Annotated in this window: 30 protein-coding genes; 24 read left to right on the top strand and 6 right to left on the bottom strand. The window is 62.7% G+C overall.

Annotated features, from left to right (window positions below):
- Window positions 1-36 precede the first annotated feature (36 nt).
- The 6 genes from CHEJ32_RS0102985 to motA are packed head-to-tail and all read right to left on the bottom strand — an operon-like array spanning window position 37 to window position 4,814.
- Window positions 37-471, bottom strand: coding sequence for a hypothetical protein (locus tag CHEJ32_RS0102985; protein ID WP_028032519.1), 435 nt, complete (start codon window positions 469-471; stop codon window positions 37-39).
- The gene (gene flhB, locus CHEJ32_RS0102980) at window positions 468-1,565 is read right to left on the bottom strand and encodes a flagellar biosynthesis protein FlhB (protein ID WP_028032518.1); all 1,098 of its coding nucleotides are present in this window, start codon (window positions 1,563-1,565) and stop codon (window positions 468-470) included. The genes CHEJ32_RS0102985 and flhB overlap by 4 nt, the downstream gene beginning before the upstream one ends.
- 4 nt (window positions 1,566-1,569) lie before the next feature.
- Complete coding sequence (locus CHEJ32_RS0102975; protein WP_084032650.1) at window positions 1,570-2,580, bottom strand: flagellar motor switch protein FliG; 1,011 nt, start codon at window positions 2,578-2,580, stop codon at window positions 1,570-1,572.
- Between the two features lie 19 nt (window positions 2,581-2,599).
- Complete coding sequence (gene fliN / locus CHEJ32_RS0102970; RefSeq protein ID WP_028032516.1) at window positions 2,600-2,965, bottom strand: flagellar motor switch protein FliN; 366 nt, start codon at window positions 2,963-2,965, stop codon at window positions 2,600-2,602.
- A gap of 12 nt (window positions 2,966-2,977) precedes the next feature.
- Window positions 2,978-3,919, bottom strand: a complete 942-nt coding sequence (locus CHEJ32_RS0102965) for a FliM/FliN family flagellar motor switch protein (RefSeq protein ID WP_028032515.1) — start codon at window positions 3,917-3,919, stop codon at window positions 2,978-2,980.
- Between the two features lie 7 nt (window positions 3,920-3,926).
- Entirely contained in the window at window positions 3,927-4,814 is an 888-nt protein-coding gene (motA, locus tag CHEJ32_RS0102960; RefSeq protein ID WP_028032514.1) for a flagellar motor stator protein MotA, read from the bottom strand.
- Between the two features lie 140 nt (window positions 4,815-4,954).
- Here motA and CHEJ32_RS0102955 point away from each other — a divergent pair, with 140 nt between their 5' ends.
- From CHEJ32_RS0102955 to CHEJ32_RS0102840, 24 genes are all read left to right on the top strand, one after another.
- Window positions 4,955-5,731, top strand: coding sequence for a DUF1217 domain-containing protein (locus CHEJ32_RS0102955; protein ID WP_028032513.1), 777 nt, complete (start codon window positions 4,955-4,957; stop codon window positions 5,729-5,731).
- Window positions 5,732-5,733: 2 nt separating this feature from the next.
- Window positions 5,734-6,453 carry a flagellar basal-body rod protein FlgF gene (gene flgF, locus CHEJ32_RS0102950; RefSeq protein WP_028032512.1) on the top strand — a complete coding sequence of 240 codons (720 nt, stop codon included), beginning with the start codon at window positions 5,734-5,736 and terminating at the stop codon, window positions 6,451-6,453.
- Entirely contained in the window at window positions 6,453-7,847 is a 1,395-nt protein-coding gene (gene fliI / locus CHEJ32_RS0102945; protein WP_028032511.1) for a flagellar protein export ATPase FliI, read from the top strand. The genes flgF and fliI overlap by 1 nt, the downstream gene beginning before the upstream one ends.
- Window positions 7,837-8,472 carry a hypothetical protein gene (locus tag CHEJ32_RS23760; protein ID WP_051469360.1) on the top strand — a complete coding sequence of 212 codons (636 nt, stop codon included), beginning with the start codon at window positions 7,837-7,839 and terminating at the stop codon, window positions 8,470-8,472. Before fliI ends, CHEJ32_RS23760 begins: the two co-directional genes overlap by 11 nt.
- A gap of 169 nt (window positions 8,473-8,641) precedes the next feature.
- A complete protein-coding gene (flgB, locus tag CHEJ32_RS0102935; RefSeq protein WP_028032510.1) occupies window positions 8,642-9,019 on the top strand; it encodes a flagellar basal body rod protein FlgB in 378 nt (125 codons plus the stop codon).
- A gap of 2 nt (window positions 9,020-9,021) precedes the next feature.
- Window positions 9,022-9,441 carry a flagellar basal body rod protein FlgC gene (flgC, locus tag CHEJ32_RS0102930; protein ID WP_028032509.1) on the top strand — a complete coding sequence of 140 codons (420 nt, stop codon included), beginning with the start codon at window positions 9,022-9,024 and terminating at the stop codon, window positions 9,439-9,441.
- Complete coding sequence (locus CHEJ32_RS0102925) at window positions 9,438-9,743, top strand: flagellar hook-basal body complex protein FliE (protein WP_028032508.1); 306 nt, start codon at window positions 9,438-9,440, stop codon at window positions 9,741-9,743. Before flgC ends, CHEJ32_RS0102925 begins: the two co-directional genes overlap by 4 nt.
- An 11-nt stretch (window positions 9,744-9,754) precedes the next feature.
- Window positions 9,755-10,543, top strand: a complete 789-nt coding sequence (gene flgG, locus CHEJ32_RS0102920; RefSeq protein ID WP_028032507.1) for a flagellar basal-body rod protein FlgG — start codon at window positions 9,755-9,757, stop codon at window positions 10,541-10,543.
- A 2-nt stretch (window positions 10,544-10,545) separates the two neighbouring features.
- Window positions 10,546-11,016: a flagellar basal body P-ring formation chaperone FlgA gene (flgA, locus tag CHEJ32_RS0102915; protein ID WP_028032506.1), complete on the top strand. Its 471-nt coding sequence runs from the start codon at window positions 10,546-10,548 to the stop codon at window positions 11,014-11,016.
- Window positions 11,017-11,042: 26 nt separating this feature from the next.
- Complete coding sequence (locus CHEJ32_RS0102910; protein ID WP_245260947.1) at window positions 11,043-12,119, top strand: flagellar basal body P-ring protein FlgI; 1,077 nt, start codon at window positions 11,043-11,045, stop codon at window positions 12,117-12,119.
- Window positions 12,120-12,135: 16 nt separating this feature from the next.
- Window positions 12,136-12,648 (top strand): MotE family protein, encoded by a 513-nt coding sequence (locus CHEJ32_RS0102905; RefSeq protein WP_028032504.1) that lies wholly within the window; start codon window positions 12,136-12,138, stop codon window positions 12,646-12,648.
- A complete protein-coding gene (gene flgH / locus CHEJ32_RS0102900) occupies window positions 12,645-13,352 on the top strand; it encodes a flagellar basal body L-ring protein FlgH (RefSeq protein ID WP_028032503.1) in 708 nt (235 codons plus the stop codon). The genes CHEJ32_RS0102905 and flgH overlap by 4 nt, the downstream gene beginning before the upstream one ends.
- A 14-nt stretch (window positions 13,353-13,366) precedes the next feature.
- Complete coding sequence (locus tag CHEJ32_RS0102895; protein WP_028032502.1) at window positions 13,367-13,870, top strand: flagellar basal body-associated FliL family protein; 504 nt, start codon at window positions 13,367-13,369, stop codon at window positions 13,868-13,870.
- Complete coding sequence (fliP, locus tag CHEJ32_RS0102890) at window positions 13,870-14,604, top strand: flagellar type III secretion system pore protein FliP (protein WP_028032501.1); 735 nt, start codon at window positions 13,870-13,872, stop codon at window positions 14,602-14,604. Before CHEJ32_RS0102895 ends, fliP begins: the two co-directional genes overlap by 1 nt.
- A gap of 178 nt (window positions 14,605-14,782) precedes the next feature.
- The gene (locus CHEJ32_RS0102885) at window positions 14,783-15,652 is read left to right on the top strand and encodes a flagellin (RefSeq protein ID WP_028032500.1); all 870 of its coding nucleotides are present in this window, start codon (window positions 14,783-14,785) and stop codon (window positions 15,650-15,652) included.
- A gap of 160 nt (window positions 15,653-15,812) precedes the next feature.
- A complete protein-coding gene (locus tag CHEJ32_RS0102880) occupies window positions 15,813-16,694 on the top strand; it encodes a flagellin (RefSeq protein ID WP_028032499.1) in 882 nt (293 codons plus the stop codon).
- 113 nt (window positions 16,695-16,807) lie between these two features.
- Entirely contained in the window at window positions 16,808-18,451 is a 1,644-nt protein-coding gene (gene fliF, locus CHEJ32_RS0102875) for a flagellar basal-body MS-ring/collar protein FliF (RefSeq protein ID WP_028032498.1), read from the top strand.
- A complete protein-coding gene (locus CHEJ32_RS0102870; RefSeq protein ID WP_028032497.1) occupies window positions 18,451-19,071 on the top strand; it encodes a hypothetical protein in 621 nt (206 codons plus the stop codon). The genes fliF and CHEJ32_RS0102870 overlap by 1 nt, the downstream gene beginning before the upstream one ends.
- A complete protein-coding gene (locus CHEJ32_RS0102865; RefSeq protein WP_028032496.1) occupies window positions 19,068-20,444 on the top strand; it encodes a MotB family protein in 1,377 nt (458 codons plus the stop codon). The genes CHEJ32_RS0102870 and CHEJ32_RS0102865 overlap by 4 nt, the downstream gene beginning before the upstream one ends.
- A gap of 14 nt (window positions 20,445-20,458) precedes the next feature.
- Window positions 20,459-21,640: a chemotaxis protein gene (locus CHEJ32_RS0102860; protein ID WP_245260926.1), complete on the top strand. Its 1,182-nt coding sequence runs from the start codon at window positions 20,459-20,461 to the stop codon at window positions 21,638-21,640.
- Window positions 21,637-22,872, top strand: coding sequence for a flagellar hook-length control protein FliK (locus CHEJ32_RS26065; RefSeq protein ID WP_028032494.1), 1,236 nt, complete (start codon window positions 21,637-21,639; stop codon window positions 22,870-22,872). Before CHEJ32_RS0102860 ends, CHEJ32_RS26065 begins: the two co-directional genes overlap by 4 nt.
- Entirely contained in the window at window positions 22,841-23,395 is a 555-nt protein-coding gene (locus CHEJ32_RS0102850) for a transglycosylase SLT domain-containing protein (RefSeq protein ID WP_028032493.1), read from the top strand. Before CHEJ32_RS26065 ends, CHEJ32_RS0102850 begins: the two co-directional genes overlap by 32 nt.
- A 131-nt stretch (window positions 23,396-23,526) precedes the next feature.
- Window positions 23,527-24,198, top strand: a complete 672-nt coding sequence (locus CHEJ32_RS0102845) for a response regulator transcription factor (RefSeq protein WP_028032492.1) — start codon at window positions 23,527-23,529, stop codon at window positions 24,196-24,198.
- Between the two features lie 74 nt (window positions 24,199-24,272).
- The gene (locus CHEJ32_RS0102840; RefSeq protein ID WP_028032491.1) at window positions 24,273-25,556 is read left to right on the top strand and encodes a flagellar hook protein FlgE; all 1,284 of its coding nucleotides are present in this window, start codon (window positions 24,273-24,275) and stop codon (window positions 25,554-25,556) included.
- Window positions 25,557-25,587: the final 31 nt, after the last annotated feature.

Raw genomic sequence — 25,587 nt, 5'->3', positions numbered from 1 at the left:
TGGCGCGATCCATTCTCCCCGGGGCGCGAAACAGGCTCAGGCTCTCATGCTTGCCGCCCTGCGAATCCGGGAGGCCTCAAGGGCCCTGGCCAGAAACGCTGAATTGGCCTCCGGATCTTCGGAAGGTTCATCGAAAGCGACGTATTTGACGTCGACCGAAGCGTCGGAAGCGCTCAGGGTCAGCGTGAAATACACGGTTACCCCTGTCGGGCGAAGTTCCAGATCGAGCACGATGCGCGGCGCTTCCGTCCAGCCGACATGGGCTTCACAGCCGTGCCCCAGCCGCAATGTGCCGGGCACGAAGTAAAGCTCGGCGGCCGATTCGACGATGTCGGCTATGCTCGCCATGCTCTCCAGCCGAATGAAGGCCACGTAATCGGCAAGGTCGATCAGCCGGAGCTCGCTTGCCACCCCTTCGATAGCCTTCGCCACGATGATCTCCCGCTCATATGAATGGGGCTGCCGGTTCATGCTGTCGCCTTCATCATTGTCCTCCCGCCGCCTCCCGCCATGTAGACGCGCCGGACAAGCTCGGCGACCGCCTTGTAGAACTGAGGCGGGATAAGACTATCCACTGAAACTTGTTTGTACATGGAACGGGCGAGCGCCGGCTCCTCGAAAACGGGGATGTCGTGTTCTTGCGCGATCTCCCGGATGCGCAATGCTATCAGGTCCTGCCCCTTGGCAACGACGACGGGTGCGGCGTCCTTATCACGCTGGTAGCGCAAAGCGATGGCGTAGTGGGTAGGGTTGGCGATGACCAGCGTTGCCTGAGGTACCGCAGACATCATGCGCTGCCTCGCGCGATCCCGCGCCACGGAACGCAGGCGCGCCCTTACGAGCGGGTCGCCATCCGTCTGCTTTTGCTCGTCCTTCACCTCCTGGCGCGTCATGCGCAAGTCCTGCCGCCAGCTGAAGCGTGACCACACCAGGTCCGCGACGGCCACCAGGGTCATGAAGAGCGCGATGGCGATGAGGATGTTGACGGCCAGATCGCGGATCGTGACGGTGAAGACGACCGGGTGCGTCATCATGCCGGAAAGCAGGCGCGTGTCTGCATGCCGCAGCGTGAAGGCGACGAGGCCGCCGACCACAAGCATCTTGCCGATGGATTTGGCGAACTCGACCAGCCCGCGCCCGCCGAAAAGTCGCGACCAGCCCTTGGCAAGCGAAATGCGCGAGAGTTTGGGCTGGATGCGGTCAAGCACGAAACGGGGTGTGTTCTGCAGGATCGAAGCCGAAATGCCGGCGGCGACCAGCAGCACCATCACGACGCCCGCGACCTTGCCGACCTCCAGGAAGACGATCCGATAGATCGCGATCGCATCTGTCTGGGTCTCCAGCGACCAGCCATCGGCTCTTTCGATGAAGACGGCGAGGAAGCCGGCAAGCTCAGCCGCCCGTTCCTCCGCGAAAAAGATTATGAAGACGAGGATCGCGAGAAAGGACGCAAGCACCGGCGCTTCGCGGGAGAACGGCAGTTGCCCCTTCTCGACCGTGTCCCGGACCTTCTTCTCCGTGGCCTCTTCGGTCTTGCTTTCCTTGTCGGCTCCTCCCTCGGCCATCGCCTTATGCGGCTATCTTCGAGGTGGAAGGGAGCTCGATCGCCCCTTGCTGTGCGAGCTGTATAGCGGTGGCTGCGATGCGCTTGCGCGCGCCGGCGACAGCTTCTGACGATACGCCATCCATGGGTGCTGCAAGTTCTGCCTCGATCATGCGCCGTGAGCGGGCACCAAGAGCTGATAGAACCGCTTCCACAACCTCGGAAGGCGCCTCCCGCAGGGCAAGCGTGACGAGATCCGTCGGCAGGCCGTCCAGAAGCGCGACGCGTCCTTTCTGGGACAGGTGAACGATTTCCTCGAAGGCGAAGAGCCGTGCCCTGATCGCATCCACATCCGGCGTGCCCACCGCCTCCAGATCGCGGATCACCTCGTCGGCTTCAGCCTTCTCAAGCTCGTTGAGCAGACGCGCAACACGCGCCTGGCCAGCGGAGGCATCCTTTCCGCTCGCTTCGGCGCGCAGGATCTCGGCAATGCGCCGCTCGATGATCGCCCGTGCCTCAGCACCCACCTGCCCCATCGACGCCATCCGCCGCAGCACGTCCCCCCGCTGCTGGCGATCGAGCGCCACTGTCACCCTTGACGCGACCTGGGGCGAGAGACTGGCGAGGATAACGGCGATGGTCTGCGGGTGTTCGAGCGTGAGAACCTGCGCCAGCCGCTCCGGCTGGAGCTTTTCCAGTTTTGCCCAGACGTCCTCGGCTACGGCGCTCTCGGCGGCACCGCCGCCCATGAGGAAGCTTACTTCCTCGGGCGGCAATGTCTCGCTCAGGATGTTGCTCATGCTATCCGCCGAGTCGAGGAGGCCGGCGCCTTCGGCGAACTCCCGCTCGAATTCCTGGACAACCTTTTCAAGCTCGGCCTGCGGAATGGTGCGCAAACGCCGCGCCGCCTCTATGAGTGCCTTCAATTCCTCCTGCTTGAAAAACTTAAGCAGCCTGCCCGCGGCAGGCTTGCCCATCGCCACGAGAATGGCGGCCGCCTTTTCTGCCTGGGTCAACCTGACGGGTGTGTTCACCATCCCTCTCCCAAACCGCTGCTCATTCGGCTCGCGTGGAGCCGCCGATCTCGGTCAGGCGCACTCCGAAGCGGCTCGGGTCATCCTCAAGGATCGTAATCTCACCGCGGGCGATCCGCCGGCCATTGACCACGATATCGACCGGTTCGCCAATGCGCCGGTCGAGCGACACGGTGGAGCCACGCTGCAGCGCCATCAGCTCGGAGACGGTCATTTCCGCGCTGCCCAGAACGATCTGCACCTCGACTGGAATGTCCATGACAAAGCCCGCGCCGCCGGCCGCGTTCGTCCGCGACTCCTCTTCATGAAGGGCGCTGCGCATCTCCTCGATCGCCTTGTCCAATGTCTCGCCTGCGCTCTCACTGGGGGCGGTTCGGGTCTTGCTCATAAGGATTCTCCTTCAGCCGGCCAGCAGACCATCGAGGACGGCCTGCCGGTCATCAAAAGGCTGCCTGATGCGGACGGTGTAATTCTGGCCGAGGCGGCCAAACTCGCATACGAAAACCGGACGGTTGCGCACCGAAAGATGCGTTTCCTTCGGCGCATTCTCCTGCAGTTCGAGCACCTGGCCGGGCTTGAGATCGGCAAGCGCTGCAAGCGGCAGCTTCATCAACGGGATCGTCGCTGTCACCTGCACCTTCGAGCGGCGCACCTCGTCGCTGAAGCGTTGCCGCCATTGCACGGGCGCGGGCGGATCGCCCGCACCGCCGCCAACCGCAGCCCGGGTCTGGAGAATGACCCGGTGAGGAATCCAGGCCGTGAGTGAGCCCGCCTCCGGCCCCGTTCCGAGCGAAAAGCTGATGCGTATGCCCGGCCCGTCCCGGACAACCAGCCGCTTTAATTCACCAGGCCCGGCCACAGGCTGGGGAGCGGGCAAGCGCAAGCCCAGGGAGCGCGTGCCCGTGCCGTTGAGAGCGCTTGCGAAGACGTCGAAGACGAGAGCGGCCACATCGAGCTCGACCCTGGAAGGCGGCCGGTTGAGAGGCGGCGGCGGGATGTCCGGATCGCCGCCGAGGACGACGCTCACGAGAAACGACAGTGCTCGCGCGTCGAGGCGCATTGTGAGCGCGTCCCGCGAAGCGGCCGAGGGGACCACCACCAGTGCATCGAACGAATCGGGCTCGGGCTTTAGCTCCGCCAGCCTCACGATGTCGATCCCTGCCACATCAAGGGAAAGCGGGGCGGAAAACTTCTCCTGGAATGTCTCCTGCACCACCGAGAGGGCGCGAATGGCCGTGTTTCGTGCAGCCTCGACGACGAGACGCGGGTCTCCAGTGGCGCCCACGAGGCGCTCGACCACGAGGTCCTGCATCAGTGCCGGATCGCTTGAGAGTGCCGTCATCCGCCGCTCAAGCCGCCTTCTTCTCTGTCGCCGCGCCGCCGGGTATCTGTCCCATCGTCTTCTGCTCGACAGCATCGATGGATGGGCGGTCATAGGCCGAGATCGTCTTGCGGCCGAACTCCAGCGCCACCTGCGGCAGCGAGCCGTTCATATAGGCAAGCAATGTCTGCTTCACGATCACGTAGAGCCTGTTCTTCTTCTCGCGCACGATCTTGATCTTGGTCGCGATCGGGCCGACCACCGCATAGGACAGAAAAATGCCGAGGAACGTGCCGACCAGCGCGGCACCGACCAGGGCCCCAAGTATTTCCGGCGACTGGTCGAGCGCACCCATGGCCTTGATGACGCCTAGCACGGCAGCCACGATGCCGAGCGCCGGCAAGCCGTCCGCCACGGCCTGAAGCGCGTGGTAGGGCTTCAGCTTGTCGCGACGGATCGTCTGGATTTCCTCGTCCATCAGCGCTTCGATTTCGAAGGGCCGCGCATTGCCGATGATGATGATGCGGCAGTAGTCGCAGATGAAATTCGTGAGATCGCGGTTCTTGAGGACCGTCGGAAAGGCCTGGAAGATCGTCGATTCGTCCGGATTGTCGATATGCGCCTCCACCTCGCTGCGCGACTTGGAGCGCAACTCGCGCATCAGACTGTGCAGCACGCCCAGCGTCTCAAGATACTCGGTCTCCTTCGGAACCTGATTCTTGAACGCTTCCAGGCACGCCTTGCCCGCATCCTTCACAATCGCCATTGGGTTGGCGACAAGGAAAGTGCCCAGCGCGGCGCCGCCGATGATGACAAGCTCCCATGGCTGCATGAGCACATCGATGTGGCCGCCCATGGCCATGAAGCCGCCGATCACGCAGCCCAGGGTGACGACAAGTCCCAGCAGAATGCCCACTTCACACCTTCATCAACCAACATCCCTTCCCGCAATACCTGTCGTGGCTTGCGTGAGGCTTGAATGGGCTGAAGCGATGCGAACAGCCTCGCGCAAGGCAAGCGCGCTAGCCTTCGCGTCAGACTGGCCGGAGGCTCCGCGTGATCAACACCTATACGAGCTATCAGCTTATCGTGCGCGATATCGGGCGCTCCATCGACCGTGTTGAACAACAGCCGATGGTGAGCCGCGAGACGGCCTATTATCTCGAAAACATCGGCAAGGTGAAAAGCATCGAGGAATTCGTCGCGGACGAACGGCTGTTCCGCTACGCGATGAAGGCCCATGGGCTGGAAGACATGGCCTATGCGAAGGCGTTCATGGTGAAGGCGCTCGAAGGCGGCCTCGACGATGAGGAAAGTTTCGTAAACAAGCTCACCGACAAGCGGTATAAGGACTTCGTCGACACCTTCAATTTCGCCCGCTACGGCGACAAGACGACGACTTTCCATAGCTCCACCACCGGGACGGTGGAGAAGTATCTGCGGCAGACTCTGGAGGAAGATGCTGGCAAGCAGAACGAAGGCGTGCGCCTTGCGCTCTATTTCCAGCGAAAGGCCGGCGGCCTGAAATCCTATTACGAGATCCTGGCCGATCCCGCGCTTGCACAGGTCGTTCGCACTGCACTTGGCTTCCCGGAAGCGCTGGCCCAAGCCGATATCGACAAACAGGTCGAGATGATCAAGGAGCGGCTGGATCTTGAGGATCTGAAAGATCCGCAGAAGCTGGAAGAGTTCCTGAAGCGTTTCACGACCCTGTGGGAAATCGATAACCCCTCCTACAGCCCGCAGAGCTCGATCGCTGCGCTGTTCAGCCAGCCTGCCGAATTCGGCATTTCCACCGACATCCTGCTCACCATCGCGCAGATGAGAAAATAGCCATGCAAACAGGACTTTATGTGGCGCTGTCTTCCCAGATGGCGCTGGAGCGGCGGCTCGCGACTCTCGCCGACAATGTCGCAAATGCCGGTACAGTCGGCTTCCGGGCGGGCGGCGTCACCTTCAGCGATGTGATGACTGGCCTTTCGGAGGAGTCGGTGAGCTTTGTTTCCGCCGGCAACAACTTCTACGATACCCGGGCCGGCGGACTGCAGGAGACCGGCAATCCCTTCGATTTCGCCGTGCAGGGTGACGCATGGTTCGCGGTGGAGACCCCGGCCGGCCCGATGATGACGCGGGACGGCCGCTTCACCATGCGCGAGACCGGCGAATTGGTGACGCTCGAGGGACACGCCGTCCTGGACGCTGGCGGGGCACCATTGGTGCTCGACCCGCTGGCCGGCCCACCAGAGGCCGGCGCGGATGGAATGCTGCTCCAGAACGGACAGCCCGTGGGTGCGATCGGCCTCTTCTCCTTCACCCCCGGTCCGAATGCCACCCGCTACGGCAATTCCGGCTTCCTGCCGGGTACTCAGCCCCAGCCGGTGGTCGACCAGCCGGATGTCGGCGTCGCCCAGGGTTTCCTGGAAGATTCGAACGTCAATCCCGTGAACGAGATGATGCGGCTCATTCAGGTCCAACGCACCTTCGAGCAGGTGACGGCGCTCATGCGCGATAGCGACACCTCTATGGAGGATGCGATCAAGGCCATGGGCTCCTGATGAATGAGAGCAGGACTGAAGCCCTCGAGCAAAGGGTAGCAGAGCATTCCAACCCTCTCGCTGCACTGGAATCCCTTTATCGACGCTTCAGTGAGCCCGAACGACTGGTTAGGCAGGGCGGCCGGATCTGCGAGGTCACGCCCATGCATTATCGTGTGCGGGGTCTTTCGAAGACGGCGCGGCTCGGCGAGATCGTTGCCTACCGCCACCACGGCGCCGAATACCGGGGCGAGGTCGTGCGAATTTCCGCGGACGATGTGGTCGTCGCCCCGTTCGAACACACGGCCGAAGCAAGCCTGGGCCAGGCGGTTTTTGCGACGGGAGCGCTGGATATCACGCCCCATGCGCGCTGGCGCGGCCGCGTGATCGATGCGCTGGCGCGCGCGCTCGATGACGGCCCGGCACTGCTGCGCCCTTCCAGAAGCGAGGTCCAACCGCGAGGAACACCGCCCGCGCTGCGCAGGCAACGCGTGGCCGAGCCGTTTCTCACGGGCGTGCGAGTGGTGGATCTGTTCGCGCCGCTTTGCCTCGGACAGCGCATCGGCATCTTCGCTGGCTCCGGCGTCGGGAAATCGACGCTGCTGGCCATGCTCGCCCGAGCCGAAGCCTTCGACACGGTCGTGATTGCCATGGTCGGCGAGCGCGGGCGCGAGGTGCGCGAGTTCCTGGAAGACACGCTCGGCGAAGCCGGGATGAAGAAGACCATCGCGGTGGTCGCCACCAGTGACGAGAGCGCGATGATGCGCCGCCGGGCTGCCGATACGGCCATGCGCGTGGCCGAGCATTTCCGCGACCGCGGCGAAAAGGTGCTGTTCCTGCTCGATTCGATCACGCGCTATGCCCATGCAACGCGGGAAGTGGCGGCAAGCGCGGGCGAGCCACCTGTCGCGCGCGGCTATCCCGCCTCCGTTTTCACCGACCTGCCGCGCCTGCTCGAGCGGGCCGGACCGGGCGAGGTGGGACATGGCTCGATCACCGCCATTATCTCCGTCCTGATAGACGGGGACGACCACAATGATCCAGTCGCCGACTGCGTACGCGGCATCCTCGACGGCCATCTGGTGCTCGATCGGGCGATCGCGGAACAGGGGCGTTTTCCTGCCGTCAACCCGCTCGCCTCCATCTCGCGCCTCGCCGAGCGGGCGTGGACGGAGGACCGGAAACGCGTGGTCCAGCGTCTCAAGGCGATGATTGCCCGGTTCGAGGAGACGCGGGACATCCGGTTGCTCGGGGGGTTCCAGGGCGGGATCGATCCGGAACTCGATCTCGCCGTGCGCCAGGTGCCCGTCATCTATGAGGTTTTGCGGCAATCGCCGAAGGATCCAGCTGCGATGGACCCGTTCGGAGACCTTGCGGCCTATCTCAAGGCTAAGGAGGGCGCCCATGGCGGATAGGCTCGCAGGCCTCGTGCTGCCCGATACGACTCCGGTGGAAGCAGTAGACGATAACGTTCTGCCGGAAAGGTCCGAACGGAAACCGCGGCGCAATCCCACCCCGATCCCATCTGCCGGGCTGGCCAAACGCATTGCCGGACTTCGCATCGGCGATTGGCTGCTGGCTGCCGGCGGCATAGCGCTGGCGGGTATCTGCGCGGTTTTCCCGTGGTACATTTTCTTCCACCAGGAACATTTCGGCATCCGTCCCCTCACCTTTTCCGAGCAGCGGGGTGGCCGCGGTACGCCAGGTACCGATCTTCGGCAGGAGTATCTGGACGACCAGGCCGAGCTCGGTCTGGAAGGCATGCCGCAGCTCGACTTCGCGCCAACCGGAACCGTGCCGGACAGGCCGATGCAGATGTCTGCCAGCCTGCGCGAACAACCGTTTCCGGGCGACCGGCGCAATTTCCATTTCATCGCAGCAGAGAATGGCCGAGGAATCATCGAGGATGATGACGGCTTCTGGATGGTGCAGCCGGGCTCGCTTCTGCCCGACGGCAGCCGCGTGGTGCGCATCGAACAACGCCCTAGGACCTGGGTTCTCGTCACGAGCGCCGAGACGGAGATCCCGCTCGCGCGCTGACCAGGAGCAATCCGGGAAAAGTGGGAACCGTTATCACGCGCGAAACCCATAGATCCAACAGCTTCTACCATCTTGGACTTCTCGCTGGAGCGCTGAACGGATCGAGGCGCAAGGCCCGCGCAAGACTGACGCCCTACCCTGCCGGCAGTCGAATCTTGGATGAGAGCTGATGGAACCCGTCAACCTGTTCGATCTGGCCACGCAGCAGGCGCGGTGGCTTTCGGTCCGCCAGGCGGCCGTGGCTGGCAACATCGCCAACATCAACACGCCGGGCTACAAGGCATTGGACGTGGAGCCCTTCGAGAAGGTGCTCGACGGCACCCGCGTCGCCATGCAGGCGACCCATGGCCAGCACCAGCACACCGGCGCCACACCCGCTTCCTTCTCGCTCGACAAGAGCGAGGACCCGAAGATGCTGCCGTCGGAGAACAGCGTGGTGCTCGAAGACGAGTTGGTTAAAGCAGGCGAGGTTCGCCGCGCCTTCGAGCTCAACACGGCCATTGTGAAGGCCTTTCACCGCATGATCCTGATGACGGCGAAGGGTTGAACATGGATCCGCTTTCCACCGCGGTAAAGATCGCAGGTTCCGGCCTCACCGCCCAATCGGAGCGCCTGCGCGTGGTCTCGGAAAATCTGGCCAACGCACAGTCGACGAGCGACGTGCCGGGCGGAGACCCCTACCGCCGCAAGACGATCAGCTTCGCCGCCGAGCTCGACCGGGCGAGCGGCGGGTCGATGGTGGAGGTCTCGGCCATCGCGCGCGATCCAACCGAGTTTCCCGTCGAATACATGCCTGGCCACGAGGCTGCCGACGAGTTTGGCTACGTGAAGATGCCGAATGTGAACATGCTGGTTGAGATGGCCGATATGCGCGAGGCCAATCGCGGATACGAAGCGAACCTCCAGACGATCAAGCAGGCGCGCGAACTCATCTCCATGACGATCGATCTTCTGCGGAGTAACGGATGATCTCCGGTATCGGAAACATTCCCCGTCTTTCCTCGACCGGCACGGAACCGCTTCTGCCCGCGGTCACAACCGCGCCGGCAGACGGAGACGCCTTTTCGGCTATGGTAAGCGAACTTGCCACCAATACCGTTTCACGGCTCACGAAGGCGGAGAATCTTTCGCTTGAGGCGCTGCAGGGCGACGCTGACACCCGTGCAGTGGTCGACGCGGTGATGGATGCCGAGCAGTCGCTGCAGGCGGCAATCGCCATCCGCGACAAGATCGTCTCCGCCTATCTGGAAATCAGCCGTATGGCGATCTGAGGAGTAGCCTGTTGAAAGCCCTTTCCATCGCCGCGACCGGCATGTCCGCCCAGCAGACCAATCTGGAGGTCATCGCCAACAATATCGCCAATATCAACACCACGGGCTTCAAGCGGGCGCGGGCAGAATTCTCCGATCTGCTCTACCAGGTGGAGCGGCTACAGGGTGTGCCGGAACGCGCGAACCAGAACATCGTGCCGGAAGGCGCGAATATCGGGCTCGGCGTCAAAACCGCCGCCGTGCGCAATGTGCACGTCCAAGGCTCGCTAACCAATACGGGCAACAAGCTTGACGTCGCGTTGGTTGGCAAGGGCTGGTTCCAGATCGAAGGCGCCGACGGCGAGCCGCTCTATAGCCGAGCCGGAGCCTTCAACACCAATGCGAACGGCGAACTCGTCACCGTTGACGGGTTTGCCGTGATGCCGGCCATCGTCGTTCCCGCCAATGCGGTGGAAGTGATCATCAACAAGTCTGGCCAGGTCTTCGCCCGTGTCGACGGCCAGGCAAACTTACAGGACCTTGGCCAGCTGACGCTCGCCAATTTCTCGAACGAAGCGGGGCTTGCGCCGATCGGAAACAATCTCTTCCGCGAGACACCTGCATCCGGCCCGGCCACGATCGGCGTCCCCGGAGATCCGGGCTTTGCAACGGTCGAACAAGGATATCTCGAGGCTTCCAACGTGGATCCGGTGAAAGAGATCACGGAGCTGATCTCGGCTCAGCGAGCCTACGAAATGAATTCCAAGGTCATCAAGGCGGCCGATGAAATGGCCGCGACGGTGACACAGTCGATGCGGTAGCAATGCGTAGTCGGCGGCGCACGAAGCGGACTTTTCTTGGCGGGCTGCTTGCTCTCGCCTTTCTTGGAGTGCCCGCCGGTGCCCAGGAGATTGTCGTGGTGCCGGCGCGCGTCATCTATCCGGGCGAGGCGATCTCGGCAAACGCGCTGCAGGAGATGATGCTGCGCCAGCCCCCACGCGGGGCCGCCTCGATCGCCCGCGCCGCTGCCGATTTGGAAGGCAAGGTGGCGCGACGCACCCTCCTGCCTGGCCGATTGATCCCCCTCTCCTATGTGCGCCCGCCCTATCTTGTCGAGCAGGGTTCGACGGTAACGGCGGTCCTCACGTCAGGCGCGCTGACCATCTCCGTTCTCGCCGTGCCGCTGCAGCCAGGCGCTGCCGGCGACCTGATCAAGATGCGCAACATCGACAGCGGCGCGATTTTTACCGGCATCGTCATGCAGGACGGAACCGTAAGGGTCGGCGCATCATGATCTTCAAGGCCTTCCTTTCGGCGCTGATGCTGCTCGCTGCCGTTGTTCCATCGGCAGCGAACAAAACGCAGATCAAGCATGTCGCCCAGCTTCAGGCTGCGCGCGACAATCAGCTCGTCGGCTATGGGCTGGTGATCGGCCTCAACGGCACCGGCGACAGTCTCCGCAACGCCCCTTTCACCGAACAGTCGATCCGCGCGATGCTGGAGAACCTCGGCATTGCCTCGGAAGGCGGCCGTGCGCGCGCGGAGAATGTCGCGGCGGTGATCGTGACCGCCAACCTGCCGCCTTTCGTGCAATCGGGGGCGCGTATCGATGTGTCGGTGTCTTCCCTAGGCGATGCGACATCGCTTGCCGGCGGCACGCTGGTGATGACGCCTTTGCGCGCAGCCGACGGCGAAATCTATGCCGTGGCGCAAGGCGCGGTCATCGTCTCAGGGTTCAATGCTCAGGGCCAGGCGGAAACACTGACGCAGGGCGTGCCCACCTCCGGACGCGTGCCCAACGGCGCCATTATCGAGCGCGGCGTGGCAGCCTCTTTCGACGACCTCCTGGCGCTGACGCTGCAGCTCAGGAACCCGGATTTCTCGACGGCCGTGCGCATCACCGATGCCATCAACGCCTATACCAGCAGGCGCTTTGGCGCGCGGCTCGCCAGCGAGCGGGACTCCCGGACCGTCATCATCCAGAAGCCGAAAGGGATTTCCGCGGCCCGTTTTTATGCCGAGCTCGAGAATCTGCCGGTCGAGGTCGATGCGCCGGCTCGCGTCGTCGTCGATGAGCGCACCGGAACGGTCGTCATCGGCAACGACGTGCGCATTTCACGCGTGGCCATCAGCCACGGCGCGCTGACGGTGCGCGTCACCGAAATGCCGCGGGTCATCCAGCCGGAGCCCTTTTCGCGCGGCGAAACGGAAGTCGAGCCCTACACGGTGATCGACGCCGTACGTCCCGACGCGACGGTCGCAGTGCTCGACGGGCCGGATCTCCAGACGCTCGTCTCCGGCCTGAACAGGCTCGGGGTCAAGCCTGACGGTATCATCGCCATCCTGCAGGGGATCAAGTCGGCCGGCGCCCTGCAGGGCGAACTCGTTCTGCAATAGCGGGGGAACAGAAGATATGGGCCTCCTCACCTCACATCGCGGCCGTTCTGGAAGCCTGCGCGTGATCATCCTGGCGGCGGCCTTGCTCGCGCCATCCGTCAGGAGCGGAGCCGCCGAGACAGACGCAGCGCCCCAGGACGAGGTGCAGCGCTTCTGTACGAACATCGCGGACGAAGCGCGCGACCGCCGCTACGCCATCCAGGCGCGACAGCTGGAAGAGCTCAAGGGCGAGGTCGATGCGCGCATCGCGGCCCTGGAGGAAAAACGTGCAGAATATGAAAGCTGGCTTGCCCGGCGCGAGGCCTTCCTCGCCGAAGCCGAGGGCAACCTCGTGCAGATTTATTCCAGCATGCGGCCGGATGCAGCGGCCGAACGCCTTGCGGAGGTCAGGATCGAGCTTGCCGCAGCCATCCTGATGAAGCTCGAACCGCGCACGGCGGGCATCATCCTCAACGAGATGAACAGCAAGGCCGCAGCCGCACTTACAGGCATCATGGCGAGCGCGGCGCGCCCCGAGGACCCCTCATGAAGAAGAAAACGGGAACTTCGTTCCTCCTCGCCGTCCTGACGCTGGCGGGCTGCGCCACGAACGAAGAGATCGGCAAACCTCCCGCGCTTTCTCCGGTCGGTTCCGGAGCGGAGCCGACCGTCTTGCAGGCCTACCACTATCCGCAACGACAGCCGGAACATGTCAGCCGATACTCGCTCTGGAGCGACCGGCAGAGCCGCTTCTTCACGGACCCGCGGGCGTTGGAGGTGGGAGACATCCTGACCGTCATCATCTCGATCAACGACAAGGCCGAGTTCGAAAACGAGTCGGAACGATCCCGGCGGGCAACACGCAATCTCGGCATTGCCGGCTCTTTTGCCATCGGCAGAGCCACGGGCTCGGCAGAAGCGGATGCCGATATAGGTTCCGGCACCTCAACGGTCGGCTCCGGTGCAACGAAGCGTTCCGAGGACATGCGGCTGGTGGTTGCAGCCATCGTTACCGAGAAGCTGCCCAACGGAAACCTGAGGATCTCCGGCACGCAGGAAGTACGCGTCAATGCCGAGCTCAGGGTGCTCACAATTGCCGGGCTCGTGCGGCCGAGCGATATTGGCCCGAACAACACGATCTCCTATGAGCGCATCGCGGAAGCGCGCATCTCCTATGGCGGGCGCGGCAGGCTGACGGAGGTGCAGCAGCCGCCATGGGGCCAGCAGGTGCTCGATAACGTGCTGCCGTTCTGATCGGAACCATAGCCATGGCCATCGTCGCCCAAGAGGAAGAGAAAAAGAAGGGGCCTCCGCTGGTTATGCAGGCGGCGGCTCTCCTCGTCGTCACCGTGCTTGCAGCGGGAATGGGCTGGCTCACGGGCAGCTATCTGGAAGAGCGCCGGGACCCTGTCTCCGAGGCCGAGCCCGAGGGGATCGCACCCGAGACATCCCAGGGGGAGCAGGAGGAGGCGGCTGGTTCGGCGACGCCTTCAACGATCATCCAGCTCGACCCGATCACAACCAACCTGGCTGAGCCGACGAATGTCTGGCTCCGCATGGAGTTGGCGATCGTGTTCGAGGGACCAGCGGATCCGGCCCTTGCGCGTGCCATCCACCAGGACCTCCTCGCCTATATGCGTACCGTGAAGCTCAAGCAGATCGAGAGCGGAAGCGGCTTCCAGCATCTCAAATCGGACCTTCTGGAGCGTGCCCGCATCCGCAGCGACGGCCGCGTGAAGGAGGTCCTTATAATGGCCTTCCTCTACGAATGATGCGCGCGGGCCTTCTTCTCCTGGCGATCCTTGCCGGCGCTCCCCCGGCCGCGGCTCAGACGCTCGACCTCGGCGCGCTAGCCGGCCAGGCGAACGGCACGAGCGTCGGCTATATCATCCAGCTCTTCGGCCTGCTGACGGTGCTTTCCATCGCGCCGGGAATTCTGATCATGGTGACGAGCTTCACCCGCTTCGTCATCGTCTTCTCCATATTGCGCACCGGCATTGGCCTGCCGTCCACGCCTGCAAACCTCATCCTGGTCAGCCTCGCGCTCTTCATGACTTTCTATGTGATGGCGCCGACATTCGATCAGGCCTGGAACAACGGCGTCCAGCCGCTCATGAACAACGAGATCACCGAAGCCGTGGCCGTGGAGCGGATCGCGGAGCCGTTCCGTGCCTTCATGAGCGCCAATGTGCGGGAGGAAGATTACAGCCTCTTTGCCGATCTGGCAGCCGAACGCGGCGGGATCCAAGCCGAAGCCGGGCAGGCGGACATGCGCGTGCTCATCCCCGCCTTCATGATCTCCGAAATTCGGCGAGGTTTCGAGATCGGCTTCCTCATCGTGCTGCCTTTCCTGGTGATCGATCTTATCGTCGCCACGATCACCATGGCCATGGGCATGATGATGCTGCCGCCGACGGTCGTCTCGCTTCCCTTCAAGATCCTGTTCTTCGTGCTCATCGACGGCTGGAACCTGCTCGTGGGAAGCCTCGTTCGCTCCTTCTCCTGATTCAAAAAAATTCTGCCGGTCCTGCCGCGATTATCCTTTTGGTAGCAAATGGGCTGCATAAACACTGCCGATGCATGACGGAGTGGGTTGGGACCAACCCACGGCATGATGCCTCTCCGTCATCACCGGTTGAGCCCGGTATGTCCCTCGTCAGTTCTGTTTCAGGGGCGTTATTCCCATGGCTAGCATCAATACCAACGCGTCGGCGATGACGGCGCTGCAGACCCTCAACACCATCTCCAAGAACATGGCCACCACGCAGTCGCGCATTTCGACCGGCCTGCGCGTGGCAGAAGCGTCCGACAACGCCGCTTACTGGTCCATCGCGACCTCCATGAAGTCGGACAACAAGGCCCTCTCCAGCGTGCAGGACGCGCTTGGCCTGGGCGCCGGCAAGCTCGACACGGCCTATACCGGCATCAACGAGGTGATCGAGACGGTCGACAAGATCAAGCAGAAGCTGGTGAGCGCCCGCGGCGCCAGCCAGGAAGACCAGCAGAAGATCCAGACCGAGATCGAAGCGCTCCAGGAGCACATCACCTCGGTGGTCGGCAATTCGAACTATGCCGGCTCGAACATCCTCCAGGATGGAACGGACGTAAACATCGTATCGTCCTACAACCGCAACGGAACGACCGTCTCCATCGACCAGATCACGATCACCGGCACCGATGTGCAGGTGCTGAGTGAGGATGGTTCCGCCGGTATCGTTTCGGGCATCGTTGCCAGCACGTTCTTCGACGCAGGCACTGCGGTGGTGGATGACGCGACGATCGACACCGCTCTCGGTACCGTCGAGACAGCGCTTGCCTCACTTGCCGAACAGGCCTCCGTCCTGGGTGCGGCCAAGTCCCGCGTCGATCTTCAGAAGGACTTCGTGTCGAAGCTTTCGGACGCGATCGACCGCGGCGTCGGCCAGCTGGTGGATGCAGACATGAACGAGGAATCGGCTCGTCTTTCGGCTCTCCAGGTTCAGCAGCAGCTTGGCGTGCAGGCGCTTTCGATCGCCAACCAGAACACGCAGAACATCCTCTCGCTGTTCCGTTAATCGCGGCACGAGACGTTCCGCAGCAACGAAAGAGGCCGCCTTCCGGGCGGCCTTTTTTTGTTGCCGGATTTTCCAGTTAAGATGCCGTTAACCATAGGCCTGTACCCATTGTTAACCAATCCTGCCCGCCGGGCATGGGGCTGAGACAAGGGGCAAGCACGTGGCAAGCATCATGACGAACACCTCTGCGATGGTGGCGTTGCAGAGCTTGAAGGCAACCAATAAGGCGCTGGATGTGGTCCAGGGCCGCATCTCCACCGGTTTTCGCGTGGCGCAGGCCAGCGACAATGCCGCGTATTGGTCGATTGCCACCACGATGCGGTCGGACAACAAGGCTCTTTCTGCCATCCAGGATTCGCTTGGTCTCGGCGCCGGAAGGATCGATACCGCCTACACTGCGATGAACAATGTCATCGAGGCAGTCGATGCGATCAAAACCAAACTGATCAACGCACGCGGCGCAAGCGCGGAAAACCAGGAAAAGATCCAGGCCGAAATCGATATCCTGCAGGATCAGATCAAGGCGGCAGCGGTCGGGGCCAATTATGCCGGCACCAACATACTGGCAACAGACAATGCAGGGCCGCTGGAAATCGCCGCATCCTATAACCGGGCCTCCGACGGCACCGTCAGCATCGGCACCATCTCGGTGGAGCTCGCGGGGATTCGGCTCTTTGCCGCCGATGGCACCACGACAGACGCCACGCAGCATCTGGCGCACGACGTCATGCAGATCGACATCGTTGCCAACGGGGATGATGCCAATATCGATGCTTATCTCAAAGACATCGAGACAGCGCTTGCCGCAATGTCCACCGCCGCGGCAAATCTGGGCTCCGCCAAAAACCGCCTCGACCTTCAGAAGGACTTCGTCTCCAACCTCATGGATTCGATCGAACGCGGCGTTGGCCAGCTCGTGGACGCCGATATGAACGAGGAGTCCACGCGTCTCCAGGCTCTGCAAGTTCAGCAGCAGCTTGGCATTCAGGCGCTTTCCATCGCCAACCAGAACGCTCAGAACATCCTGGCGCTGTTCAAGTAGCGGTTGGAGGGTCTCCCTCCGCCCCTGATCACGACGGTCCTCAACCCGTCGAAGGGTTCGCACAAGCTTCACCGCCTAGGCTGATTGGAGAATTCCGCCTGGGAGCGAACGCTTTGCCTGAGCAGCTTCGGACCATTGTCGAAAACCTAAAAAGCCTGGGAGCGCGCCGGCTCGCCATGATGGGCGGCGTCCTTGCGCTCACGCTGGCCCTGGTCACGGGCGGCGCGATCTATCTCAATCGTCCCGCCTATGAGACCCTTTACGTTGGGCTCGAACGCTCCGACGTGAATCAGATCGGCCTCGTTCTGGGCGAAGCGGGTATCGGCTTCGACGTCGTCTCCGATGGCACGGCCGTGCTTGTGCCTGCGGGCAAGACCGCCGAGGCTCGTATGCTGCTTGCCGAGAAGGGGCTCCCTTCGAGCGCCAATGCCGGCTACGAGCTGTTCGACAATGTGGGCTCGCTCGGGCTCACCACCTTCATGCAGGAAGTGACCCGCGTCAGGGCGCTCGAAGGCGAGATCGCCCGAACCATTCGTTCCATCGCCGGCATCAAGGCTGCGCGGGTACATATCGTCATGCCGGAGCGGGGCAACTTCCGCCGCGAGCAACAGGAACCCTCCGCCTCCGTGGTCATCCGCACTTCCGGCATCGATGCTGCCGCGAAGGCCTCAAGCCTCCGCTATCTGGTCTCCGCCGCAGTACCCGGCCTCAACGCGGAGAAGGTTACCGTTCTCGATTCCTCCGGTACGTTGCTCGCAGCGGGCGACGACCCGGCCAACAGCACCGCGCAGCGTTCCATCGGAATCGAGCGCACGGTCGAATCGCAGGTGGAAGAGAATATTCGCCGGGCGCTCGCTCCCTATCTCGGTCCCGACAATTTCCGCGCAAGCGTGAAGGCGGAGGTCAACACCGATACGCGTCAGGTGGAAGAGGTCATCTACGATCCCGATTCGCGTGTGGAGCGCTCGGTGCAGATCGTGCGAACGGCCGACAGCGCGACGCGGGAGACTGCGGCCACGCCGACCACCGTCCTGCAGAATATCCCGCAGGAGGAATCGCCTTCTCCCGAAACGCCGCGTTCTTCGGAAGAGAGCGAGCGGCGCGAGGAAACGACTAATTACGAGCTCAGCACAAAGCGCATCGCCACTGCCAGCAATGGCTATCAGGTGACGCGGCTCTCGATCGCCGTGGTGGTGAACGAGGCGCGGCTTGCCGCTATCCTTGGAGAGAACGCAGCGCCAGATGCCCTTCAGGCCCGCATTGCCGAAATCCAGACCGTCGTCGCGTCGGCAACCGGCTTCAACGAAGCTCGCGGAGACATGCTCAATGTCGCAGCCGTCGAATTCATCGACGGGCTGGACGGCGTGGAGACGCCCGAACCCGGCTTGCTCGACACACTGGGCCAGCATCTGGGCACGATGATCAACGCGCTTGCTTTCGTGCTCGTGGCCTTTCTCGTCACCTGGTTCGGGCTCAGACCGCTCACCGCGGCCGTCATGCGCGGCTCCGCCGCGGAGGAGACGGGAACCGAGGAGACCGTCCGCGCCCTGCCTCAAGGCGCAGCCGGCGAGCCAAACCTGTCGCTTCCCGGCGTCGAGAGCGCCAGCACATTGGCCGAGGATACGGAGAGCGCACCGCAACTGAAGATCCGGCCGGCACCGCAGGCGCGTCTTGAGCGCATGGTCGACCTCAATGAGGAGCGCACCGCCGATATCCTGCGCAAGTGGGCGCGGGCCGAAGTGGAGGCAGCGGCCTGATGCGGGCGATCGCGCTTGCCGACCTATTGCCGGACTTCGGTGCGGGGAATGCCCCGCAAGGGCATTCAATCAACGGGTCTACCCGGAATGAGCCGGAACACACCCCTGCCGAGACCATCGAAGAACGCGTCGCACGCGAGGTGGCACAGGCACAGGTCGTTCTCTCTGAAAAACTTGCCCGCGAGCGTGAACAGGCGCTGGCTGCCGAGCGCGAACGGCATGCGGCGGAGATGCAGGAAACCATCGCGCGCCTCGCCGATCAGGCCGCCGCGACCATCGCGACACGCTTCCATGAAGCGGAACAAGAGATCGTGTCCCTTACCAGCGCGCTTGCCGCGCGCGTTCTCGGCCTGACACTGACGGAAGACATACGCAAACGCGCGGTCGAAGACCTTGCCCGCGTTATCAGCGAGGCCTTGAGCGACCGTGAGGCGGTGCGCATCCGTGTGCGCGGCCCCGAATTGCTCCGCGAGGCGCTCAAGGAAAAGCTCGGCGAGCGCTCGCGGCAGGTGGATTTCAGCGAGGGCCCCGATTTCGACCTTTCCGCCGAAATCGAGGAGAGCCTGTTTGAAACCCGCATCGCCGAGTGGTCCGAGGCTCTAGCCGAGGTGTTGTCGTGACTACCGGCAATACGGACGAGCGCCAGCCCGAAATCATCATCGTGCGCCGGGGAGGCGACGACGAGGACGAGGGCCATCACGGCGGCGTCTGGAAGATCGCCTTCGCCGACTTCATGACGGCCATGATGTGCTTCTTTCTCGTGATGTGGCTCATCAATGCCGCCAACGAGCAGACGCGGGCGGCACTTGCCAGTTATTTCAATCCCGTCAAGCTCATCGACCGCAACACGAACCGCAAGGGGCTCGAGGAACTCGGCCAGGGCCCACAGGTTTCCACGCAACCCGACGACAGCGAGAAATCGACGGACCAGCCATCAGGCGAGAACGACAAGACCTCAGGCCCCGCCGACTTCCAGAACGCGGCCGACCTTGCCGATACGCGCAAATATTCCGACCAGAATTTCTTCTCCAATCCCTATGCTGTGTTGGCAGAGATTGCAGCCGATGTCGGCAGGGACCAGAACGTGTCTCAAAAAGGAGAAGGCGGCGTTCAGATCGCCGGTCCTTCTTCCGGGGCTTCGGGTGGCGAGGCCTATCGTGATCCCTTTGCGCCCGATTTTTGGACGCAGCAGGTCGCGACGCCTCGCATCGGCGTAAAGGGAGATCCTGACGAAGTCCGTGAGCAGCCCGCTGGCGCAGACGCCAAGGCGGCGGAAAGCGGCCTCTACGAACTCGCGGGAATCGAGCCGAAGGAGCTCGCACCGGAACCGAGGTCGGGTTTCGAGCCGCAGGGACCCGCAGACGCGATCAACCTGAAGCCCGTTCCGCAGGTGGAGCCACTGGCGCCCGGCAACAAAGAGCCGGCTAAAGAAACTTCCGCCGAAGCTGAAGGGGAAGCCATCGCGCAAGAGAAGGAGGCGGTGGCACCGGCTGCCGGCGGGGACGCCACGGTGCGCGAAAAAGCGTCCGCAGCGCGGGAGAATGCAGCTGACAACCTGCGTAAAGCCCTGACCGAAGCTCTGAAGGGAGAGGGCCTGGCCGGTTCCGTCACAGTCTCGGCGGGTGAGGACGGCGTGCTGATTTCCGTGACGGATGATGTCCGCAACGGGATGTTCCCGGTCGGCTCGGCGGTGCCTGCGCGCTCGCTGGTGCTGGCGATGGAGAAGATCGGAAAAACGCTCGCCGGGCAGCCGGGTGCAATCCGCATCCACGGCCATACCGACGCGCGACCCTTTCGTAACGAAACCTATGACAATTGGCGCCTCTCAACCGCGCGGGCTCATGCGGCACAGTACATGCTCATACGTGGCGGCCTGGATGAGACCCGGATCGAGGAGGTGGCGGGCTTTGCCGATCGCCGCCTGAAAATGCCCGACAATCCGCTGGCCGACGCCAATCGCCGCATCGATATCCTGCTCGAGGTGCCCCAATGAGGCGCCTTCCCGCGATGGCTTTCGTTGTGTCGGCCATCTCCACCCTACTCTCCCCCGCCGCCGCGGCCGAGGGACTTGAGCCCTACCAGATGCTGCGCTCGCTGCAGCTGGTTCAGGATCGGATCGCAGACGGCGACCACGCGGCGCTTCCGATTCAAAGCAAGCTGCTCGCCATCGTCGATCAGCGGCTGCGCAACATGCCGGCGGAAGGCTTCCAGGACCGACGCAATCTCGATGCCCTCTTCGTCTACGGTGCCAGCGGTGGCAATCCGGAGACGTTGGATCTGGTCTTCTCCCGGCTGGAGCTCGACGAGGACGACCGTAGGCTAAGTGAGGGGCTGATCCGCTATGCCCGCGGCGATCTTGCCGCTGCGCGCGAATTGCTTGCGGGTGTGGAGCCCAGCGCCGTCGATCCCAAGGTCGCGGCTCCCCTCGCGCTTGTGATCGGCTCGCTGCTCGTGCAGCAAAATCCTACGCAGGCGCTGAAGCTTTTCGATCAGGCCAGGCTCTTCAGCCCCGGGACCCTGATCGAGGAAGCGGCGCTGCGGCGCTCGGTAGCCGTGAGTGCGGAGCTGCAGGACAAGGAGCGCTTCTCCCGTGCATCGATCCAATACGTAAACCGCTTTCTGCGATCGCCCTATGCAAGCCAATTTGCAGAAGCCTTCGTATCCGGCGTTATCGCCCTCAATGGCCGTATCGAGCTCGGCGTGGTGGAGGAAGTTGCCGCAGGTATGAAGCCGGACCAGGCGCATGTCATCTATCTGCGGATCGCGCGCCAGAGCGCCATCGAGGGTTATGATCGGCTACTCGCTTTCGCGTCGGAGAATGCGGAGCGATATGCCGCGGCAAGCGATGAGGAGGACCCGCGAGCGCTGCTCTATGCGAACATCGCCTCGGTCGCCTCCGGGAATGTAGACGGGGTCCTGAAGACGCTCGACGGGATAGATGAACGGCGCCTCTCAGCTAATGATCGCAAGCTTCTGGAGGCGGCGAAGAAGGTCGCGAGGAGCATTCTGGCTCCTCCGCTCGATGCGTCTCCGAAGGACGCAGCGCCCCTGCATCAGGCCTCGTTTTCCAATGGCAGAGCGCCCAATGCGGAGCCGACGGATGATAGCATGGCCGGCGAGGGCTTCGTCGCGGAAACGCGCCGGAAGCTCGAGATCATAGACGCGCTGTTAGAGAGGAAGCGCCCGTGACGGATGCCATCAAGCCAGGAATGGCCGCATCTTCCACACGGCCGGAGATCGGGCACGAACGCAAGGCGTTCCGAAAGACAGACGCCTTTGCGGACGCCCTCCGGGATAAGGCCCCACAGGATGCGCCGGAAAATGGGAAACGCACCGTGCTGCCGCAGTCACGGCATGGGTGGCATCTTGCCGATCGGGTCCTGGAGATTTCCCTCCCCTGGAATCGAACGGTAGCGAAGGAAAGTGACGGCGCAGCCGGCAAGAATGAGGAGACCGACCCTCTCGCGGCGATCCCAATCCAGCCGGCCAATGTTCCGGAGCAGGTCCTGATTCAGCGCGCGGAGAGCGCTTCGGAGGCCGCACCTGGGCCCAAGGACGACCTTCTGGCTCCGCCTTCCTTGCCGGCCGATACGACGCACATCCGACAGCCAAACCGACATTTTGTAGTGGGCGGTGCCTCCCCTGACGGAATGCAGCGGAATGAACAGCCCGCCATTGAAAGGCTGGAAATCCGCACAGAACCCGCGCCATCGGAGCGAAGCCATCTGTCCAGCGTCCGGGAAAGCATCATTTCCTCACGCGGAGGCGCGGTCCAGGCAGGCTTGTCACCCGGAGATGACGGCCAGCATGCACAGCCGTCGTCGAAGGATTCCATAGCTTCCTCGCTGGCGATGCGGGTCGTCAGCACACAAAACATTCCTGCGCCGACACCTCCTCCAGCCGCAGGAGACTCCATCACGGCGACTGTACTTGCTTCCTTGAAGGCGGATTCAGGCTTCCGGACTGCAGCCGCGGAAGCAGCCGTCGCCATTGCTCAGGGGAGCGCCAGGACCAACCAGCCGCTACACACCTTAAACATCCAGCTCCATCCGGCCGAGCTCGGCACGGTAACGGCAAGACTGAGCATTTCCGGAGAGCAACTCACGGTAGAAATTCATGTCGAGAGTGCCGAAGCCAGGCACAAGCTGCAATCGGACCGTGACGGCATGGTTCAAACGCTGCGTTCTCTTGGCTATGACGTGGACCGCATTACCATCCAGCAGGCGCCGAACAATACCTCCGCCCATGCGGGTAGCGGCGGGGCCGGACGGGATCCGTCTTTCCAGGCGGGTTCCGGTCAAGGACAAGAGCGCAGCCCCAACCATCCGCGCGGCGATGCTGGCGGGAATCCGTTTGCCGGGAGCGGCGAAGCGATCGAGAGGCGGCAGGATGCTGCGGCTGGCAACGGTCTTTATATCTAGCCTCCTCGCCTCCACCCTTGTTGCCGCAGCAAATCCTTGCGAGGGAGAAATCCTGCGCGCATCGCAGAAATACGGCGTGCCAGCCGGCATCCTTTATGCTGTAGGCCTCACCGAGACTGGGGTGAAAGGCAGTCTGCAACCCTACGCGCTGAATATTGAAGGCAAGGCTGTCTTTGCACGGAGCAAGAGGGAAGCGGCACACGAGTTCGCGAAGGCGCGAGAGCACGGAGCGAAGCTGATCGACCTTGGCTGCATGCAGATAAACCACCATTACCACTCGAACCACTTCCGCAGCCTAGCCGACATGCTCGACCCTCGGCAGAACGTCGACTACGCGGCACGCTTCCTCTCGGAACTCAAGCAGCAGCATGAGACATGGTCGATGGCCGTCGCACGGTATCACGCAGGGCCGAACAACGACCCGGCGCAGAAGCGCTATCTCTGTCGCGTCATCGCGAACATGGTTGCCACCGGCTTTGGTTCGTGGACGCCTGCGGCGGACAAATTCTGCAATCAAGAGTAGTTTTCGAGAAAGAAAGTGAGTCTTCTCTGCAACGCCCCAAACTTTCTTAAAATTTTATTAAAAAAGGTAGTTGTGCGTGATTCCGTCCACCATGTACCACTTGGGTAGACAACTGATTCGGGGGCGGGCCGATGATAGTGGTGGTAGACGAGCGAGAGCTCGTCACTGAAGGTTATACTTCGCTTTTCAATCGAGAAGGTGTCGCGACGGCGGGCTTCAGGCCCGGCGAATTTGACGAATGGGTCAAATCCGTAGCCGACGAAGATCTGAGTTCGGTGAGAGCGTTTCTTCTCGGCCAGTGCAGGACACCGGAAGCGCCGGCCAGAACGATCCGGGACCGTACGCGAGCGCCCGTGATTGCGCTGGCCGAGCAGCATTCGCTCGAGGACACGCTGCGGCTCTTCGAGTGCGGCGTCGACGACGTGGTGAGAAAGCCGGTTCATGTGCTGGAGATCCTTGCTCGCATCAGCGCCATCAGCCGGCGCGCACAGCAGCAGGAGGAACGTTTCACGCAGGTGGGACGGATGCGCATCTTCAGCGATGGTCGCGATCCCGAGATAGACGGCGAACCCCTGCCGCTGCCGCGACGCGAGCGCCGCATCCTGGAATATCTTGCAAGCAACGCTTCACGGCGGGTGACCAAGACCCAGATTTTCAACGCCATCTACGGGATCTTCGATGAAGAGGTCGAAGAGAACGTGGTCGAAAGCCACATCAGCAAATTGCGCAAGAAGCTGCGGCACAAGCTGGGTTTCGATCCGATCGATTCCAAGCGGTACCTGGGCTACCGGCTCATCACATGAGCGTGTGCGGAGGGGCCAGCTTCGCGCAAGTCCCGGCGGTTAGCCTGCCGACAGGCGAGCAATAGGAGAACCCGATGAGCCTGTACGGGATGATGAGAACCGGCGTATCCGGAATGAACGCCCAGGCCAACCGCCTGTCGACGGTTGCCGATAACATCGCCAATTCCAGCACCAATGGCTACAAGCGGGCAAATACCGAATTCTCGACACTGCTGGTGCCGAGCACGCAGGGCTCCTACAATTCGGGCGGCGTGACCACTACGGTACGCAACGCCATCTCGACTCAAGGTGTGCTGCAATACACGACCTCGGTCACCGATCTGGCGGTCAACGGCAACGGCTTCTTCGTGGTGCAAAATTCCGGTGGCCAGCCCTATCTGACGCGGGCCGGCTCCTTCGTGCTGGATGGCGACGGGCGACTGATCAACGCCGCCGGGTTCCAGCTCATGGGCTACAGCTACGCCAATGGCGTGCCTACGCCGGCGGCAAACGGCTATGCGGGGCTTGAGCCGATCGCCATCACCCAGCCTGAACTGGTGGCCACGCCGTCGCGGAACGGCATTTTCTCGGGAAACCTCCCGCTCGGCGCATCCATCGTCGACAATACGCCGCCTCCTGCAGGCGCCGGAGAGGCCACGGCGGGCGACAACACCAGCGGCTCGCAATATTCGGCAAAGACCTCGCTTGTCGCCTACGGCAACCGGGGCGAGCAGGTTCTTCTCGACGTTTATTTCACCAAGACGGCGGACGACACCTGGGAAGTGGCGGTGTTTAACCGGGCCGATGCAGCGCCCGATACGTCCTTCCCCTACACATCCGGACCTCTCGCCACCGAAATGCTGACCTTCAACCCCACAACCGGGAAACTCGAAGGAACCAGCCCAACAGGGATCGCCATTCCAGTGCCCGGCGGTGACAGCCTCGCGCTCGACCTTTCCAAACTGACTCAACTCGATGCCGGATTCCAGGTGGACAATGCCAAGGTGGACGGAACACCGCCGAATTCGATCGAAGGCATTGAGATCAGTTCAGACGGCATCATCTACGCGCGGTATGAAGACGGCTCGCTCGAGCCGCTCTACCGCATTCCGCTCGCAAATGTGCAAAGTCCGGACCAGTTGAAGGTCCTTTCGGGCAACATTTTCGCCGAAAGCGCGGATTCCGGCGGGGTAAGTGTCGGCTTCGCCGGGTCCAAGGGTCTGGGGGAGATCACATCCGGCGCGCTCGAGAACTCCAATGTCGACATCGCGGAGGAGCTCACGAGCATGATTGAATCCCAGCGCAGCTACACCGCCAACTCCAAGGTGTTCCAGACGGGTTCGGACCTGATGGAGCTCCTGGTCAACCTTAAGAGATAACCGAGGCCAACGAGGAAACTGACGCAAGAGG

This window comes from Chelativorans sp. J32, from assembly GCF_000518985.1.
GTDB lineage: Bacteria > Pseudomonadota > Alphaproteobacteria > Rhizobiales > Rhizobiaceae > Chelativorans.
Note: the sequence above shows the minus strand (reverse complement) of the source record. Positions and strands in the feature narration are given on the sequence as shown.

Excerpts from the sequence above, each read along its gene's own strand:
- CHEJ32_RS0102985 (WP_028032519.1), bottom strand. The coding sequence starts at position 471 with ATGAACCGGCAGCCCCATTCATATGAGCGGGAGATCATCGTGGCGAAG.
- flhB (WP_028032518.1), bottom strand. The coding sequence starts at position 1,565 with ATGGCCGAGGGAGGAGCCGACAAGGAAAGCAAGACCGAAGAGGCCACG.
- CHEJ32_RS0102975 (WP_084032650.1), bottom strand. The coding sequence starts at position 2,580 with ATGGTGAACACACCCGTCAGGTTGACCCAGGCAGAAAAGGCGGCCGCC.
- fliN (WP_028032516.1), bottom strand. The coding sequence starts at position 2,965 with ATGAGCAAGACCCGAACCGCCCCCAGTGAGAGCGCAGGCGAGACATTG.
- CHEJ32_RS0102965 (WP_028032515.1), bottom strand. The coding sequence starts at position 3,919 with ATGACGGCACTCTCAAGCGATCCGGCACTGATGCAGGACCTCGTGGTC.
- flgF (WP_028032512.1), top strand. The coding sequence starts at position 5,734 with ATGCAAACAGGACTTTATGTGGCGCTGTCTTCCCAGATGGCGCTGGAG.
- fliI (WP_028032511.1), top strand. The coding sequence starts at position 6,453 with ATGAATGAGAGCAGGACTGAAGCCCTCGAGCAAAGGGTAGCAGAGCAT.
- CHEJ32_RS23760 (WP_051469360.1), top strand. The coding sequence starts at position 7,837 with ATGGCGGATAGGCTCGCAGGCCTCGTGCTGCCCGATACGACTCCGGTG.
- flgB (WP_028032510.1), top strand. The coding sequence starts at position 8,642 with ATGGAACCCGTCAACCTGTTCGATCTGGCCACGCAGCAGGCGCGGTGG.
- flgC (WP_028032509.1), top strand. The coding sequence starts at position 9,022 with ATGGATCCGCTTTCCACCGCGGTAAAGATCGCAGGTTCCGGCCTCACC.
- CHEJ32_RS0102925 (WP_028032508.1), top strand. The coding sequence starts at position 9,438 with ATGATCTCCGGTATCGGAAACATTCCCCGTCTTTCCTCGACCGGCACG.
- flgA (WP_028032506.1), top strand. The coding sequence starts at position 10,546 with ATGCGTAGTCGGCGGCGCACGAAGCGGACTTTTCTTGGCGGGCTGCTT.
- CHEJ32_RS0102910 (WP_245260947.1), top strand. The coding sequence starts at position 11,043 with ATGCTGCTCGCTGCCGTTGTTCCATCGGCAGCGAACAAAACGCAGATC.
- CHEJ32_RS0102905 (WP_028032504.1), top strand. The coding sequence starts at position 12,136 with ATGGGCCTCCTCACCTCACATCGCGGCCGTTCTGGAAGCCTGCGCGTG.
- flgH (WP_028032503.1), top strand. The coding sequence starts at position 12,645 with ATGAAGAAGAAAACGGGAACTTCGTTCCTCCTCGCCGTCCTGACGCTG.
- CHEJ32_RS0102895 (WP_028032502.1), top strand. The coding sequence starts at position 13,367 with ATGGCCATCGTCGCCCAAGAGGAAGAGAAAAAGAAGGGGCCTCCGCTG.
- fliP (WP_028032501.1), top strand. The coding sequence starts at position 13,870 with ATGCGCGCGGGCCTTCTTCTCCTGGCGATCCTTGCCGGCGCTCCCCCG.
- CHEJ32_RS0102885 (WP_028032500.1), top strand. The coding sequence starts at position 14,783 with ATGGCTAGCATCAATACCAACGCGTCGGCGATGACGGCGCTGCAGACC.
- CHEJ32_RS0102870 (WP_028032497.1), top strand. The coding sequence starts at position 18,451 with ATGCGGGCGATCGCGCTTGCCGACCTATTGCCGGACTTCGGTGCGGGG.
- CHEJ32_RS0102860 (WP_245260926.1), top strand. The coding sequence starts at position 20,459 with ATGGCTTTCGTTGTGTCGGCCATCTCCACCCTACTCTCCCCCGCCGCC.
- CHEJ32_RS0102850 (WP_028032493.1), top strand. The coding sequence starts at position 22,841 with ATGCTGCGGCTGGCAACGGTCTTTATATCTAGCCTCCTCGCCTCCACC.
- CHEJ32_RS0102845 (WP_028032492.1), top strand. The coding sequence starts at position 23,527 with ATGATAGTGGTGGTAGACGAGCGAGAGCTCGTCACTGAAGGTTATACT.
- CHEJ32_RS0102840 (WP_028032491.1), top strand. The coding sequence starts at position 24,273 with ATGAGCCTGTACGGGATGATGAGAACCGGCGTATCCGGAATGAACGCC.